General features: G+C 35.9%; 16 protein-coding genes and 1 pseudogene. 4 read left to right on the top strand and 13 right to left on the bottom strand.

Annotated features, from left to right (window positions below; translation table 11 throughout):
- Window positions 1–54: 54 nt before the first annotated feature.
- From ACEPXD_RS04905 to ACEPXD_RS04880, 6 genes are all read right to left on the bottom strand, one after another.
- A complete protein-coding gene (locus ACEPXD_RS04905) occupies window positions 55–957 on the bottom strand; it encodes an ABC transporter permease (protein ID WP_391120482.1) in 903 nt (300 codons plus the stop codon).
- A gap of 32 nt (window positions 958–989) precedes the next feature.
- Entirely contained in the window at window positions 990–1952 is a 963-nt protein-coding gene (gene opp4B, locus ACEPXD_RS04900) for an oligopeptide ABC transporter permease (protein ID WP_391120480.1), read from the bottom strand.
- A 1-nt stretch (window position 1953) separates the two neighbouring features.
- Window positions 1954–2901 (bottom strand): ATP-binding cassette domain-containing protein, encoded by a 948-nt coding sequence (locus ACEPXD_RS04895; RefSeq protein ID WP_391120478.1) that lies wholly within the window; start codon window positions 2899–2901, stop codon window positions 1954–1956.
- Window positions 2898–3953, bottom strand: coding sequence for an ABC transporter ATP-binding protein (locus ACEPXD_RS04890; protein WP_391120476.1), 1056 nt, complete (start codon window positions 3951–3953; stop codon window positions 2898–2900). Before ACEPXD_RS04890 ends, ACEPXD_RS04895 begins: the two co-directional genes overlap by 4 nt.
- A 478-nt stretch (window positions 3954–4431) precedes the next feature.
- Window positions 4432–5664: a beta-ketoacyl-ACP synthase II gene (gene fabF, locus ACEPXD_RS04885; RefSeq protein WP_391120474.1), complete on the bottom strand. Its 1233-nt coding sequence runs from the start codon at window positions 5662–5664 to the stop codon at window positions 4432–4434.
- A gap of 28 nt (window positions 5665–5692) precedes the next feature.
- On the bottom strand, window positions 5693–6628 hold the full coding sequence (locus ACEPXD_RS04880; RefSeq protein WP_151699178.1) for a beta-ketoacyl-ACP synthase III: 936 nt from the start codon (window positions 6626–6628) through the stop codon (window positions 5693–5695).
- A 162-nt stretch (window positions 6629–6790) separates the two neighbouring features.
- Here ACEPXD_RS04880 and ACEPXD_RS04875 point away from each other — a divergent pair, with 162 nt between their 5' ends.
- A complete protein-coding gene (locus ACEPXD_RS04875; protein ID WP_391120472.1) occupies window positions 6791–6979 on the top strand; it encodes a YjzD family protein in 189 nt (62 codons plus the stop codon).
- Window positions 6980–7200: 221 nt separating this feature from the next.
- Here the strand turns inward: ACEPXD_RS04875 and ACEPXD_RS04870 are convergent, their stop codons facing one another.
- Window positions 7201–9327, bottom strand: coding sequence for an ATP-dependent Clp protease ATP-binding subunit (locus ACEPXD_RS04870; protein ID WP_391120470.1), 2127 nt, complete (start codon window positions 9325–9327; stop codon window positions 7201–7203).
- Between the two features lie 181 nt (window positions 9328–9508).
- Here ACEPXD_RS04870 and ACEPXD_RS04865 point away from each other — a divergent pair.
- Window positions 9509–9700, top strand: a pseudogene (locus ACEPXD_RS04865) (cyclic nucleotide-binding domain-containing protein); the annotation flags it as partial.
- 90 nt (window positions 9701–9790) lie between these two features.
- On the opposite strand, the gene ACEPXD_RS04860 reads toward ACEPXD_RS04865, so the two are convergent.
- Complete coding sequence (locus ACEPXD_RS04860; RefSeq protein WP_391120468.1) at window positions 9791–10099, bottom strand: metal-sulfur cluster assembly factor; 309 nt, start codon at window positions 10097–10099, stop codon at window positions 9791–9793.
- Between the two features lie 47 nt (window positions 10100–10146).
- The gene (locus tag ACEPXD_RS04855; protein ID WP_391120466.1) at window positions 10147–10905 is read right to left on the bottom strand and encodes a prolyl oligopeptidase family serine peptidase; all 759 of its coding nucleotides are present in this window, start codon (window positions 10903–10905) and stop codon (window positions 10147–10149) included.
- Between the two features lie 131 nt (window positions 10906–11036).
- On the opposite strand from ACEPXD_RS04855, the gene ACEPXD_RS04850 reads away from it, so the two are divergent.
- Together ACEPXD_RS04850 and ACEPXD_RS04845 are read left to right on the top strand one after the other, a co-directional pair.
- Entirely contained in the window at window positions 11037–11852 is an 816-nt protein-coding gene (locus ACEPXD_RS04850) for a Cof-type HAD-IIB family hydrolase (RefSeq protein ID WP_391120464.1), read from the top strand.
- Between the two features lie 18 nt (window positions 11853–11870).
- The gene (locus tag ACEPXD_RS04845) at window positions 11871–12722 is read left to right on the top strand and encodes a DegV family protein (RefSeq protein ID WP_391120462.1); all 852 of its coding nucleotides are present in this window, start codon (window positions 11871–11873) and stop codon (window positions 12720–12722) included.
- A 53-nt stretch (window positions 12723–12775) separates the two neighbouring features.
- On the opposite strand, the gene ACEPXD_RS04840 is transcribed toward ACEPXD_RS04845, so the two are convergent.
- From ACEPXD_RS04840 to ACEPXD_RS04825, 4 genes are all read right to left on the bottom strand, one after another.
- Window positions 12776–14212 carry an alpha-amylase family glycosyl hydrolase gene (locus ACEPXD_RS04840; RefSeq protein WP_391120460.1) on the bottom strand — a complete coding sequence of 479 codons (1437 nt, stop codon included), beginning with the start codon at window positions 14210–14212 and terminating at the stop codon, window positions 12776–12778.
- Between the two features lie 363 nt (window positions 14213–14575).
- Window positions 14576–14749 (bottom strand): hypothetical protein, encoded by a 174-nt coding sequence (locus ACEPXD_RS04835; RefSeq protein WP_391120458.1) that lies wholly within the window; start codon window positions 14747–14749, stop codon window positions 14576–14578.
- A 208-nt stretch (window positions 14750–14957) separates the two neighbouring features.
- Complete coding sequence (locus tag ACEPXD_RS04830) at window positions 14958–15320, bottom strand: YisL family protein (RefSeq protein WP_391120456.1); 363 nt, start codon at window positions 15318–15320, stop codon at window positions 14958–14960.
- Between the two features lie 56 nt (window positions 15321–15376).
- Window positions 15377–16273, bottom strand: coding sequence for a fumarylacetoacetate hydrolase family protein (locus ACEPXD_RS04825; RefSeq protein ID WP_391120454.1), 897 nt, complete (start codon window positions 16271–16273; stop codon window positions 15377–15379).
- Window positions 16274–16316 lie beyond the last annotated feature (43 nt).

Below are 16316 nucleotides of genomic sequence, written 5' to 3'. Positions count from 1 at the left end.
CTCTATTGTTTCTATATCAAACGATAAACGTTTAATACCAAATTCGTACTGGTTTTAGCCAAGACGTTGTTTTGCATCTGCCGAACGGCGTAATGCCTGCCCTACATAATTGATCCCTAACATCATTAGTAATATAAAGATAGATGCAGGTAACCATACCCACCACTTTTCCTGTAATACAAGTGGGTTATTCGCATAACTAATTAATGTTCCTAAACTTGGGGTTGATGGTGGCAGCCCGAATCCTAGAAAAGATAAACCTGTTTCGATACCGACGTTTCCTGCAAAGTTTAATGTCATCTCAACTATTAAGATAGAACTTAAATTCGGCATTATTTCTTTAAAAATTATTACGAATCCCTTAGTTCCTAACGTTTTAGACGCATTCACATAATCACGTCTACTTTCAGACAAAGCCTTACTTCGTATAAGACGTGCAGTAGGAGGCCAAATGAAAATACTCAAAATTAGGATGAACATCGTAATTGAATATTTAGGAATAATCGTAACGAATACGATTATTAACATTAATGAAGGTATAGTAATGAAAAAGTCAATAATTCGCATAAAAATATTATCGATCCATCCACCGAAATAACCACAAATTAAACCAACAACAATACCGAATACACCAGTAATAATTGTAATAAAAATGGCGATTGTAATTGAATTTTTAGCTCCAATTATAAGCTGCCCAAGAATATCTTTCCCTCCTTGGTCTGCTCCTAAAAAGAATTTATCTCCCGGAGGAGCATATTTATCACGTAAACTAACTCGCATCAAAGTTTGTTCATCGATCCGCCAAGCCCATAAAAAAACCCCAATAATAACAACTACTAATGCTATAAGTGAAAACATTGCCAATTTATCTTTTTTAAACTCTCGAAAAATAACTTGCATCCCAGTTGCAGGTGCACTTACTTCTACAATTTCTTTTTTGTTCTCTTTATTTGCCATTCTTATTCACCTCTCCTTAACATATAATTCGTCTACTCTATCCTTATTCTTGGGTCAACAATACTCATGATAATATCGGACAGTAGACTACCTAATAACGTTAAGAATCCAAATAACATAACAAGTGCAGTAATTACACTGTAGTCACGTGATGCAATAGATGAAATAAATAACTGTCCCATCCCTGGATAACCGAAAATTGTTTCAATAAAGATAGAACCACCTAACAGACCGGTTATTGTAAATCCAAAAAAAGCTGCTATTGGTAGCAAGGAATTTCTTAGAATATGTTTGGAATATACCTTACTAATTGGAATACCTTTACTTCGTGCAGTTCTAACATAATCTTGGCTTTTAGAATCAATAATTTCAGAACGTAAATACTGAATAACGCCAGTAGTAGCTAATACCGCATAAGTTATAGCTGGTAACAACATATGGTAAATTTTGCTCCATATGTATCCAAAAGTACCTGGATCATATTGAATATCTACACTACCGACAGTTGGGAACCAGTGTAATTTATATCCGAAAAGAAATAAGAAAATCAAAGACAAAACGAACGTCGGAATTGCATAAACGATGAAACTATACAATACGATTAACTTATCTGCTAATGTATCTTGATAACGGCCAGCTATAATCCCAAGTGGAATAGCTATTAGATATAACAAAATAGCACTTACTAAAGATAACCAAAAAGTATTTATAGCTCTTTCACCAATCAAAGTTGAAACACCTATTTTATACGTATAACTTTTACCAAAATCCCCTTGCACTGCGTTTAACATCCAGTGGGCGTACTGTTCATACCACGGATCATTTAAACCGGCCAACTCACGTAGTTCTTCTATACGATTAGGATCCGTCTCTGGTGTAATCTTTCCCGTAAAAGGATCTCCTGGCATAAATTTAGCCATCATGAAAATTAATAAGCTTAGAACGATTAGTTGTGGAATCATGATTAATGTTCGTCTTACAATTGTTTTCCACATATTACATGCCCCCCTTTTCGTGAGCACTCATCGCTACAAAATGTGTATCTGTCAATTTTTTTAAGTCAAATACTCTTCCGTTTGGATCATAATAATTTTTATGCTCGATTACATAATCAGATTCCACTTTAATACGTTCTCTTTTTCGAACATCCCGACCTATTGGATTAACATCAGGAATTGCAGATAATAATCGCTTCGTATAAATATGTTGTGGATTCGTATAAATGTCTTCTCGATTTCCAGACTCAACGAATCTACCTTTATACATGATAGAAATATGCTCACACATATGTTTAACGACTCCTAAATCATGGGAGATAAACAAGTAGCTTAAACCAAATTCCTCTTGAATATCTTTCATAAAGTTCAGCACTTGCGCTTGAACGGAAAGATCTAATGCTGATACTGGTTCGTCCGCAATAATCAGCTTTGGATTACAGGCAATCGCTCGTGCAATTCCAATTCGCTGCTTTTGACCACCTGAAAATTCATGTGGATATTTTACTTTCGCATCTTCATTCATTCCGACGATTGCTAATAATTCATTGATTTTTCGTTTTTCCTCATCAGGCGTTAACTTCAAAAAGTTTCGTATTGGCTCTGCAATAATATCTTGTACACGTTTACGAGGATTAAGGCTGGAATTCGCATCTTGGAAAATCATTTGTATATCACGATTAAACGTTGAATTAGGGTTGCGACGTTTGTTTGTAACATCTTCCCCTTCATAAATAATGGTTCCAGAAGTAATTTTTTCAAGCCCAATGATTGATTTTCCAGTGGTTGATTTTCCACAACCTGATTCCCCAACTAAACCATATGCCTTCCCTTTTTCGAATTCTAAATTGATTCCATCGACTGCATGAACATTATCAATAACTGTATTAAAAAAGCCTCCACGAATTGGATAGTGGACACGTAAATCATTAATTTGCATAAAACTCATCGTGAATTTCCTCCTTCTTCACTTTCAAAATGAAAGTGCTTCCAGCAAGTACATCTAACTAAATGACCTGGAGAAACTTCATGAAGTGTTGGATTTTCTTCATGTGCGATACTTGGAATCCATGGAATCCTCGCTGAGAATCGGCATCCACTTCTTGGTAGATTCATCAGAGAAGGTACCATTCCTTGTATTACTTGAAGTTTTTCATTTTCACTATTCATTTGGGGTATAGAGTTAAATAATGATCGTGTATAAGGATGCTTTGGATTCGAAAATAAGTCTTCTACTGAAGCTTCTTCAATTATCTCTCCAGCATACATAACTGCAACCCGATCTGCTACTTCCGCTACAACTCCTAAATCATGAGTGATCAAAATTATTCCCGCTCCTGTTTCTGCTTGTAGATCTTTTAGCAAATCCAGTATTTGAGCTTGTATTGTAACGTCTAAAGCAGTTGTCGGTTCGTCAGCGATAATTACCTTAGGCTTACAGGAAATTGCAATTGCTATAATAACACGCTGTCTCATACCACCAGATAGCTGATGTGGAAATTGCTTTGCAGTTCTCCTAGGATTAGGAATACCTACCTGCGCTAACAACTCTAATACACGTTTTTCCCTATCATTTTTAGACATCTTCGTATGGTATATTAATCCTTCTTCTATTTGATCACCAATATGCATAAGTGGATTTAAAGCAGATAAAGGATCTTGGAATATCATTCCAATCTCTTCACCTCTTACTTTATTAAACTTTTCTTCATCAAGGCTTGCTAGGTTTTCTCCGTTGTAATTAATCTCACCTTGTACTCTTGTTTTATTATGATCATGAAGTCCGATTATAGATGTTGCTAAAGTACTCTTTCCACAACCTGACTCTCCAACAATTGCAAGAATTTCATTTTGCTTTAATGTGATCGATACGCCATCGACTGCATCATAATATGTATCTTTAATGCGAAAACCAGTGTGTAAATCTTTAATTTCCAATAGTTTATTTGTCATGTCTAAAATAAAACTCCCTTCCTGCATCAAACTTCCAACGATTCTCATCCGTTTCTTCTCTTGACGTTAAATCACTCGAATGTATGGTATTTTCTGTAAGGTAAATTTTTTATCTCTATACACAACCCTAAATTTCAATTTTTCTGTTAATTCATCTCTCGTGTAAATTCTATTACAGTATCATTACAATCGCAATACATTTTTTTATTATTCCCTTAATTTACTCTTTTTTGAAAATGAAAAATTCTTTTTAAACCTTCTCATATCAACACTTTCGTTAAAATTCACTAATTTAATAAATTATTTTAATAAGATAATTAATTCTCCCAATTCCGACAATATAAAACACAGAAATGGAATTTTTCAAATGTATACTTTAGCGAACCACCCCTTTAAATTATTGAAGTATTCACGTATTATTTTTATAATATAAAAAAAGTATTTCCCAATTATTTTGGGAAATACTTTTTTGTTTTACTTTATTTTCTAATATTAATATTTACATATTTTTTGTACGTTTTGTATCTTATTTTTTGAATAAAATACTAGCATTATGTCCACCAAAACCGAGTGAATTGCTCATTGCGTACTCAATTTCCGCATTTCTAGCGGCATTTGGTACATAATCCAAGTCGCATTCTGGATCTGGTGTTTCTAAATTCATCGTTGGTGGCAATATTCCTTCTTTTAAAGCTAATACAGTGAAAATCGCTTCTACTCCACCTGCAGCTCCTAGTAAGTGCCCTGTCATTGATTTTGTAGAACTCATTGCTAAATTATATGCATGTTCCCCAAAAACAGATTTAACAGCCATTGTTTCAAACTGATCATTATAAGGCGTGCTTGTTCCATGAGCGTTAATATAATCGATTTGTTCTGGTTTAATACCTGCATCTGCAATTGCTTGTTTCATGGCACGAGCTGCTCCTTCTCCTCCAGGTGCAGGAGCAGTAATATGATGTGCATCACCTGTTGAGCCATATCCAATAATCTCTGCATAAATTTTCGCACCACGTGCTACTGCATGTTCATACTCTTCTAAAATGATTATCCCTGCACCTTCTCCGATTACAAATCCATCACGGTTTGCATCAAATGGTCTTGAGGCAGTTTGCGGATCTGTATTTAACGTAAGTGCGGTGTTTGAACAAAACCCAGCAACAGACATATGTGTAATCGGAGATTCAGCACCACCTGTAATCATTACATCCGCGTCCCCACGCTCAATTACTTTAAATGCATCACCAATGGAGTTTGTTCCTGATGCACAAGCTGTTACACTACATGAATTAATCGCTTTTGCTCCAAAATGAATCGACACTTGACCTGCCGCCATATCTGGAATCATCATCGGAACAAAAAATGGACTTACACGACGAGCACCTTTTTCTAAAAATACACGGAACTGTGCTTCGTATGTCTCCATCCCACCAATTCCCGAACCAATCCATACACCAGTTCGTAGACCAATCTCTTCTGTAATCGTTAAATTAGCGTCTTCTACCGCCATGATAGAAGCCGCAAGTGCATAATGAGTAAAACGATCCATCTTACGAGCATCTTTTTTCTCAATATATTTCTCAATATCGAAATCTTTTACTTCAGCTGCAACTTTTGCGGAAAACTGACTTGCATCCAATCGTGTAAGCATACCCACGCCTGATTTTCCTTCTTTAATAGCCGACCAAGTTGTTTCTATATCATTTCCTAGTGGTGTAACAGCACCGACTCCTGTTACGACAACCCTACGTTTTGTCATATATATTCTTCCTCCCAATGTTCCCCAGTTATTTTCCCCATTTTAATGTAATGGCACCCCAAGTTAAGCCACCACCAAATCCGACCATAACAATAATGTCATCATCTTTCACTTTCCCATTCACTACTTCTTCTTTTAATGAAAGTGGAATGGATGCAGACGAAGTATTACCATACTTATGGATCGTTTTCGACATTTTTTCGACAGGTAATCCTAATCTTTCTCGCGATGCATCCATTATACGAATATTGGCTTGATGCGGGATTAGCATATCAATATCTTCTTTCGAAAGACCAGCTTTCTCTATAACATTAACTGCTGATTCACCCATTTGTCGAACTGCAAACTTAAATACTTCTCTACCATTCATTGCAAGATGAGGCCCATCTTGGTATAGATGTTTGCCGCCGCTTCCATCAGCACCAAGTTCGAATGATAAAATTCCGCGTCCTTCTGATACTTTACTTACAACAGCGGCACCTGCTCCGTCTCCAAATAGTACTGCCGTGTTGCGGTCTTCCCAATTTGTAATTTTAGAAAGTTTTTCAACTCCTACAACAAGTACATGAGAATACGTATCTGATTCTACAAATTGTTTTGCAGTTACTAAACCATACATAAACCCTGCACATGCTGCAGAGATGTCCATTGCCGCAGCGTTTTTAGCACCAAGTTGATCTTGAAGCATTGTAGAAACACTTGGAAACGGACGATCTGGTGTAACCGTTGCAACAAGTATCAGCCCAATTTGTTCTGGTGAAATTCCTGCATCTTTTATTGCTTCTTTTGCTGCTTCAAAAGCTAAATGTGATGTATCTTGTTCGGGTCCAGCAATTCTTCTTTCTTCTATTCCAGTTCTAGTTCGAATCCATTCGTCGGATGTATCTACTTTTTTCTCAAGGTCTGCATTTGTTAAAATCTGCTCTGGTGAATAAGTTCCTAAACCAATTATTCCTGCATTCACAAAAGTTCCTCTTTTCTTATAATCTATTATTAGTACCTGGTAACAATAATAACGAATAAGTGAACATTTTTCAACAACATAGTTTGAATCTGCAAATTTTCTTTTGAATTAGCTAGTGGTATGATATGATATACATAGTAAAAATAGCTTGAGGTGAAACAAATGAAATATATTATGACACTTATTTGGTCTGTAATACTAGTTTCTATGTTGAATTACGTAGTAAGCTCTGTACAAGATCAACCCTTTGTATTTATGCATGGTTTAATTATGTCTATTCCTGTTGCTATTATGATTTTTATCATCACAGCAATTATTCCAAACGAACCAGCTCCATCAGAACAACACTAAAAAACAGCTCCCGCAAACAAAGTGCGGGAGCTGTTTTTTAGTGCATCGGCAAATTAAAACAGGATAACGCAAGATCAACCTTGCTTATCGCAAATTCAAAGTGTTGACCTAGCGTGTGGACTGCGAATATCCGCTATTTTGCGATTCTGAGTATTAATCTTGCGATTTGACAGAGTTATCTTGTAATTGTTACGACCAAGCACTCGAATACTGTAATTATCCTATTTAATAACTAATTGGCCTTCTTCAATAGTTGCTTCTATTGTACTTCCTGGAAGAATCGTTCCTCCGATTAGTAGTTTTGCTACTGCAGTTTCTAAATGTCGTTGAATAAAACGTTTTAATGGTCTTGCACCAAATGCAGCGTCAGTGCCTTCTGACACAATCCATTTAAGCACTGCTCCATCCACTTGCAAAATTAATTCTTGTTCGTGAACACGATCTTGCAGTTGTTTGACATATTTCTCCACAATTTTTTCAAAATGTTGTGTCGTTAATGAGTGGAACATAATAATTTCATCTAAACGATTTAATAACTCTGGTTTAAAATGTTCCCGTAAAGAAGCCATTACAAGGCTTTCTTCCTCTTCGCTAATGATCCCCGTAGTGTTTCCAAGAAATTGAGAACCAATATTAGAAGTTAATATGACGACTGTGTTTGTAAAATTGACTATTCTTCCTTGGCTATCGGTGATACGGCCATCATCCATTAGTTGCAATAATATATTTGCAACATCTGGGTGTGCTTTTTCTATTTCGTCTAATAACACAACAGAATATGGATTTCTACGTACCGCTTCGGTTAATTGACCGCCTTCTTCATAACCAATATAGCCTGGAGGCGCACCAACTAAACGGGAGACACTATGCTTCTCCATATATTCAGACATATCAATGCGGATAAAATGCTCTTCCGAATCAAATAAATTTGCTGCTAGTGACTTGGCAAGTTCTGTCTTCCCTACACCTGTTGGTCCTAAAAACAGGAATGATCCAATTGGTTTCCTCGGATCTTTAATACCAGCTCGTGCACGCCATACCGCTTCCGTTACTAATTGCACGGCTTGGTCTTGACCAACTACTCGCTCAGCAAGTGTTTCTTTTAAACGAAGAAGCTTTTCTCGTTCACCTTCTACCAATTTTGTAACTGGAATACCAGTCCATCTTGAAACGATGGATGCAATTTCTTCTGCGGTTACTTCTTCTCGTAACAAGCGTGATTCCGTTTCTTCGTTTACTTGTTGTTCATATACTTGAAGCTCTTTTTCTAAGGTTGGAATTTTCCCATGGCGAAGTTCGGCAGCTTTATTCAAATCATACTTATTTTCTGCATCTTCCAATTCTCGACGATATCGGTCAAGTTCTTCTCTTTTTTGTTGAATAACTTGAATTGCTTCTTTTTCCTTTTCCCACTTGTTACGCATTTCACTTGTAGATTGCTCTATTTCTTTCAAGTCATGACGTATTTGTTCTAATCTTTTTTTACTGGCCGCGTCTTTTTCCTTCATTAATGCTTGTTCTTCAATTTGAAGCTGCATTATTTTTCGTGTTACTTCATCTAGTTCTTGCGGCATCGAGTCAATTTCTGTTCGAATCATGGCACATGCTTCGTCTACTAGATCGATTGCTTTGTCTGGTAAAAAACGTTCGGTAATATAACGATTAGATAATTCTGATGCGGCAATAATTGCTCGGTCATGAATGCGAACACCGTGATGCAATTCAAAGCGCTCTTTTAATCCACGTAAAATGGAAACCGTATCTTCAACGGAAGGCTCTCTTACAAGAACTTGTTGGAATCTTCTTTCAAGTGCAGGATCTTTTTCAATATACATCCGATATTCATCCAAAGTAGTTGCCCCTATACAATGCAATTCTCCTCGGGCTAGCATTGGTTTCAACATATTCCCTGCATCCATTGCACCGTCTGATTTCCCCGCTCCAACAATTGTATGAATTTCATCTATAAATAAAATAATTTGTCCTTCGCTATCTTTTACTTGCTTTAAAACAGCTTGTAATCGTTCTTCGAATTCACCACGATATTTCGCACCAGCGATTAAAGAACTCATATCCAGTTCAAAAATTTCTTTTTCTTTTAATCCTTCTGGAACATCTTTTCGCACAATTCTTTGCGCTAATCCTTCTACAATTGCTGTTTTACCAACACCAGGTTCCCCTATTAACACGGGATTATTTTTTGTTTTTCTAGATAATATACGAATTACGTCCCGTATTTCTTGGTCACGACCAATAACAGGATCCATTTTTCCTTCTTTTACAGCAGTAACTAGATTACGTCCATATGTTTCTAATGGACTTTTTTCATCTGTTTGTTTCATTTGCATCACCAAACATCTCCTCTAAAAAAAGTTTGACCTTTTTTGACTAATTAAATTATAATATTCTTTCCTCTAATTTGTAAAGAGAAGTGATTCTTTCTTATTTGAACGATAAGGATAAGTTATTGTAACTTTATTTTTATAATAATGGAAAGGTTAAGAATGTATATGAAGGGAACGTTCGGATGAAGTGTATTTTGTTTTAGAAGGTTCGGGAAGAATTACGAAAAATACGAACAGCGGCAGGCTATTTACACTTAAAATTACTGGGTCACTAAGTATTATTGGGGAAACTACTGCTTTTTGTGAAACTGTTTATCATTCTGTATTTGCTCATGCTATAGAGTCGACAAAAATAGTTGTGTTATCTCGATCCTAAAATGTAATTGCTTCTATTTAAAGACATAAAAATTAGGGAAACTCCTAGTATGAGAGTTTCCCTAATTTGTTCAACATAAACAGGATGTTTTTATCGAATGCCCAATGCAATTTTCGCATAACGAGACATATTATCTCTTGACCATGGTGGATTGAAAACGACATTTACTTCTGTTTCCTTCACTTCTGGTAATTCACCAAGCGCCGTTTTAACTTGATCTACAATCATTGGCCCCATTGGACAACCAATAGAAGTAAGCGTCATCGTAACAGTTGCGGTACCTTCTTCCGTCAACTCTACATCATAAACTAAACCTAAATTAACAATATCTACCCCTAGTTCTGGGTCAATTACATTTTCGAGCGCACTCATCATACTATCTTTCATATCTTGATCCATTATAAATCCCCCTTACTACTTTTGTTCATCATAACAAAGTCCACTCATTATGCCAAATTGTCTGCAAGCCATTTAGTTGCTGCTAATAATCCTTTACGGTTAACTGCATGACCTGCTGTTTTTTCTTTCATAAAAACTAATTGTTTATTCCCATACCGTTTTTCATATTCCTCAATAAAATGAGCGGTTGGCGCAAAAGGAACAATAGCATCTTTTTCTCCATGCCAAAAAAACAATGACTTATTTGCAAGTCTATCCATATGAATCGAAGCATCAAAAGTAGATAAGGTGTGGAAAATATTGTCCTTTTCCTCCAAATACAAAGGTATTGGAGATCCCTTTTTCTCAAGTTGTTCGATTTGAGCTTTCGCAATTTGAACATAACTTGGAGTTCCCATCATTATAGCGGCAGCGTCTATCCATGGGTAGACAGTTAAGCAACCAAGTGTCGTGATACCCCCCATTGATGTTCCACCAATACCAATTTTTTGATCGGTCCAATAACCTCTTGTTCTTAGTTCTTCTTTTATTTTTCCGACTTCCTCAATGGAAGTTAGTACCGTTTCCCAAAAACGAAGACTTATTTCGACTTGATCTAATTTTTCGTCTCTGTCACCGTGTAAATGCGCATCCGGTAAGATTACCCGGCATCCTTTATTTGCTAGTTGATAGGCATAATGCAGATTGTGCTCTTTCGCACTTTCAAAACCATGTAGAAAGATGACAATAGGAGAATGATTATTTGTTTGATTCGTATAAATATGTAGTAAAGGTATATTACTCCATGATTCTAATTGTACGATCATTCATAGCCCACCTTTCCTCTTTAATATTATTTTAACAAAGTAATTGGATATGTCCAAAAGACTGGTTCCTATCATTTTGACGTTTAAACTGGAAAACGATACACTTTAATAGAAGGAAAGGAGAATTTAATATGCAACGACACTTAATTGTTTTAGATTTAGATGGAACTTTATTAACAGATAAGAAGGTAATTTCACATAAAACGAAGAATATACTATTACAGGCGAAAAGCGAAGGTCATGAAGTAATGATCGCAACTGGTAGGCCTTATAGATCCAGTGAGATGTATTATAAGGAGCTTGGATTACATACGCCAATCGTCAACTTTAATGGGGCATTTGTCCATCATCCAACGAATTCTTCCTGGAATACAATTCATAAACCGATAGAACTCCATGTTGTAAAAGAAGTTGTAGAAGCGGTTCAAAGCTATTCTATTAAAAATATGCTCGCAGAAGTGTTAGATGACGTGTACTTACATCATCATGATGAACAAATGATTTCTGCATTTGCACTGGGAAATCCACATATTACTACTGGCGATTTACGTACTTTCTTGAAAACGGATCCGACAAGCTTACTCATTCATGCAGAGGAAGGTTCGGTAGAATTGGTTCGTAATCATTTACGAGATGTACATGCCGAAGTAATTGACCATCGTCGTTGGGGAGCACCTTGGGATATAATTGAAGTAGTACGACACGGCTTAAACAAGGCAGTTGGTTTAGCGCATGTCTCCGAGTATTTAGACATTCCAAAAGAACGAATTATCGCTTTTGGCGATGAAGACAATGATTTAGAAATGATTGACTATGCCGGAATTGGTGTTGCAATGGGAAATGCAATTGCACCTCTTCAAAACATTGCAAATGAAGTTACTTTATCTAATAATGAAGACGGAATTGCAGAATTTTTAATAGACCGATTGATGTTAAAGAAATTATGATAATTTAGGAGGATGGAAATGAAATTATTCGCTGATAGTGCTTGTGATTTACCTAAATCTTTTTATGAATTACATAATGTAGAATTGATCCCGCTAAGAGTGCATATAGACAAGGATGAATATGAAGATATTATTGGAATTGATTCCAAAGAAGTGTACGCAGCAATTCGTGCTGGTAAACAACCAAAAACTTCTCAAGCTTCACCAGAACTTTTTTTATCACGGTTTGAAGAGCTTGCAAAGTCTGGAGAAGATGGTTTCTACATTTCACTCTCATCCGCACTCTCCGGAACTTATAGCACTGCCGTGATGATGAAAGAACAGTTAATGGAAACGTACCCAGATTTAAAGTTAACCATTATCGATTCAAAATGTGCATCCCTTGGAATTGGACTTCTAATAAAAGAAGCAGTTCGTTTAAGAGATGAAGGAATGAGCTTGTCAATGATGGAAGAGAAAATTAGATTTTCTGCTCTGCATATGGAGCATCTTTTCACAGTAGAAGATTTAGACTATATGGCAAGGGGTGGAAGAGTTTCTAAAACAAGTGCATTTATTGGAGGACTACTCAACATTAAACCGCTTCTTCATGTCGAAGAAGGTAAACTTGTCCCAATCGAAAAAATACGCGGACGCAAAAAAGTGATTAAAAGAATGATAGATGTTATGGGAGAACGTGCCGATCGTTTAGAAGAACAAAATATCGCGATTAGTCACGGGGATGACGAAGCAACAGCACTTGAACTAAAACAATTAATAGAAGAACGATTTCATCCAAAAAGCATTGAAATTCATCTGATTGGCTCTACTGTTGGAGCACATGCCGGACCAGACACATTGGCCTTATTCTTTTTAAATAAATTACCTTAAAATAGGTCATATATTAAAAAGAGCTGATTAATCGAATAATCAGCTCTTTTTTATTATTGTTTTTCTAGTTTTCGTTGTTTTCCTTTTTTCCATACGGTAACTAAAAATAGGATAAACAAAAGATATGCTACACACATTGCAACTATATAAGATGTATTTAAACCTTTGCGGTCGGTTACTTGATAAATTTCGACGAGTTCACGATCTAGTACTAATCTATATTTCCCATCATCGTTTGGACGAACTATATCTGATTCAAATATTCCTCGAAGTTCTTTATTTTCTCCCACAACATCGCTTGATAAGTCAATTCGTTGTGTACCACTTGTATTGTTCACAACTACAATGAACGTTTCTTTATCTGAATAACGTTTAAATACAATATAACCGTTCTCATTTTTCAACAGTTCTGTTTTACCTGTACGAAGTGTTTCTGATTTATTGCGAATGGAATTGATATCTTTTAAATAATTTGTAATATCTTCATCCACTCGAAAGTTCATCACTTGATGGCTTTCTTGAGGGATTTGTCCATTCATTGCAATTTCTGTTCCATAACTCATATATGGCACTCCAGGCATTGCAAGAATTGCACCCATCGCTATTTTAATGCGCGTTGGAGGGAACACATTCTCAAGCGCACTAAAATAAGTAAATCTCTCTGTATTTAAATGATCGATCATTAATAAATCATTATCATTTGTAGAAGCAATCTCTTTAGAAGGTAAATCCGTATTTTTAAATGCTTCTCTAAAATCAACCAGTAACTGATTGGAATAATTCGTATCAAAGTTTGCATCTGAATCTTCTAAAGCAATAGCATACATGGGATTGCGCACTTCTTTTAGACTAGCAATCATTTCATTAATAAATGAAGTTGGCGCTCCGTCTAATTCGGAAAATTTTACGCCATCGATTTCATACTTTTTAGCGAAATCCATAATGTCTTTCTCTAATTCCTGCTGTACTTCTGGATTAGCAAGGTCCACTTGCATTACACCATTTTCAGTTTTGACAATCCACTCTTTTTTCTTAGTATCCATATTCCAAATATGGTTTTCACTAAAATTATTCAACGGGAATCCTACGACGATTTTCATTCCTTTTTTATGCGCTACTTTTATAAGCTCTTGAAACTCTTCTGGCGTTCCAAATCTTTTTTCAATCTCATTAAAATCTAGAACACGTTTTCCATCATATGTGTCAGTAGCAAAAACTGGTCCAATTGAAATGATTGTAAATCCCATATCTTTTATATGATCCATTTTCTCCACAATTCCAAGAAAATCTCCCCCAGCAAATGCATTTGGGTCCTGGGCATTGACGTTAATATCATTCGAAACTACCTTATTAAAATAACGGTCCACATATAAATCATAAATACTTTCGTTATGTATAGAAGCATTTGCCTCAGCATTCGTCTCTTTAGTCGTTGTTAACCAAAGTCCACTTATTAATAACGCGGCCACAAACCACTTTTTAACATTCACGTAAAACCCTCCTCTATTTAGAAAAGCGACACACACATTTAAAGTTCCGAGATTCCCCGGGACAGCTTGTATCTGAAGCTAGACACACAATTAGAACATATCAAAGTTATTTTATCAAAGCTACATTTTAATCGCTATTGTTTAAGCACGAAAGTCCAAAATATTACTTCTATTTCGTCCAAACTGTGTCATCTTGCAAGTATAACTCAACGTTGTTTTACATTAAATGGCTATTCAATACCATATTGATTGAACCCGAGACCATTTTTGCCCTAACCGATACCAAATCCACAAAGTCGAAACCAATTGGCATGTACTCGAGACCAATTCAGTATTCTCATTCAGCATTGGAAAAGCCACCAATTATTTTGGTGGCTTTTCCTCATTATCATGCTGTTGAATGATATCTTTATGTAAATCATCCAGTTCATCTCTGATAGGAGAATTTGCTGTTTGTTGCTTCGAGAGGAATAATGAAGCAATAACAAATACAATCATCAATATTAGGACGAATATGAGTAAGGATACACCTAACATTTGCACACTCCCTGCTTTTTTTCATTCATTATTTTTGCTAAAAAAATGAAAAGGAGCTTTCCCAAATCGGTGAAAGCCCCTCCTTATTTATGGTGCTCCTGCGCAAAGCTCGTCGAATATTAATAAAAAGCGGACGGAGCCAAGAACGTGTGCTCCTGCGCAAGCTCGTCGCATAAAAATAAAAAGCGGACGGAGCCGCTTTTTATTTTTACGCTAAGAAATGAATGCCCATTGGTAATTTGAATCCTAGGAATAGAGCGATTAAGAAGAAAACAAAAAACAGTACAACAAACAATGTAAAAGGTTTTCCTTTTTTCTTTTTCACTAATGACATTTCCATCATACCTATAACAAGGATTCCAGCTAAAAGCTTAAAGCCGTAAAGCATTCCTTGGCCAAAGTCCATCCCTTTAATGAATAATGCAACACCTGTAACAATTACCAAAATATAAAATACGCGTAGAATCATGTGAATTACTTTTGGATTAGCCATTGCTAAAGCTACAAAAAACAAAATGATTGCGATTACCCATGTTGTAATGTGTAAATCTGTCCTTGCTAAAAAGTCCATTTATTTCACCTCAATCGTTTACTTTACATATCTATCTTACCATTTCAGCTAGTATTTTACTCGAATTTGTTCACTAGAGTACCAATTCCTTCAATTGAAATCTTCACAATATCGCCTGATTTCAAGAATCTAGGAGGATTAAATCCTTTTCCAACCCCTGCTGGAGATCCGGTTAAAATGACGTCACCTGGCTCTAATGTAACTATTTTAGAAATGTTAGAAATAATTTGCTCAACTGAAAAGGTCATATCCGAAGTTTTCCCATTTTGACGAATTTCACCGTTCACTTTTGTCACAATTGTCAACTCTTGTGGATTTGGAATTTCTTCCTTTGTTACTACATACGGTCCTAGTGGACATGAGCCATCTAAGCTTTTTCCTAGGAAATACTGTTGATGTTTATCTTGTATATCACGAGCTGATAAATCATTGGCGATTGTATATCCAAATATATAATCATATGCAAGTTTAGTTGGAATATCTTTTCCTTTTTTACCTATTACGATGGCAAGCTCACCTTCATAATCATAAGAAGAGGTTTTATTGGCATGCACGGAAAGCGTTTGTTCGTCTGCAGCAATAGCTGTTGATGCCTTTGTGAAAACAACAAAAGCATTAGAATCTCCACCCATTTCTTTCGCATGTTCAGCATAATTTTTACCAACGGCCATAATATTTTTAGGAGTCCGTGGAATTGGTGATAACCATTCGATTTCCGTAAATAAATGTTTAAAACTATTTGGATTTTCAGTTTTTAAAGCTGCTTCGACAAGTTTTCGAATTTGTTCTATGAAGTCAATATCTAAACTAACACCTTCGATAATTGTCTTTGGAAAACTCGGCAACACTTGAAGGGTCTCTTGAATACTTAGTACATCCCAAACTGCTTCTTCTTTTTTTACTTTTGGTCCGAAGTACATTCCATCATTTAATCGGTATGATAATAATTTCATCGTGTCGACACTCCTTCAAATTGTTTTGACTCCTATTCTTAGT

The sequence above is a fragment of the Psychrobacillus sp. L3 genome, assembly GCF_042945595.1.
Lineage (GTDB): Bacteria > Bacillota > Bacilli > Bacillales_A > Planococcaceae > Psychrobacillus.
Note: the sequence above shows the minus strand (reverse complement) of the source record. Positions and strands in the feature narration are given on the sequence as shown.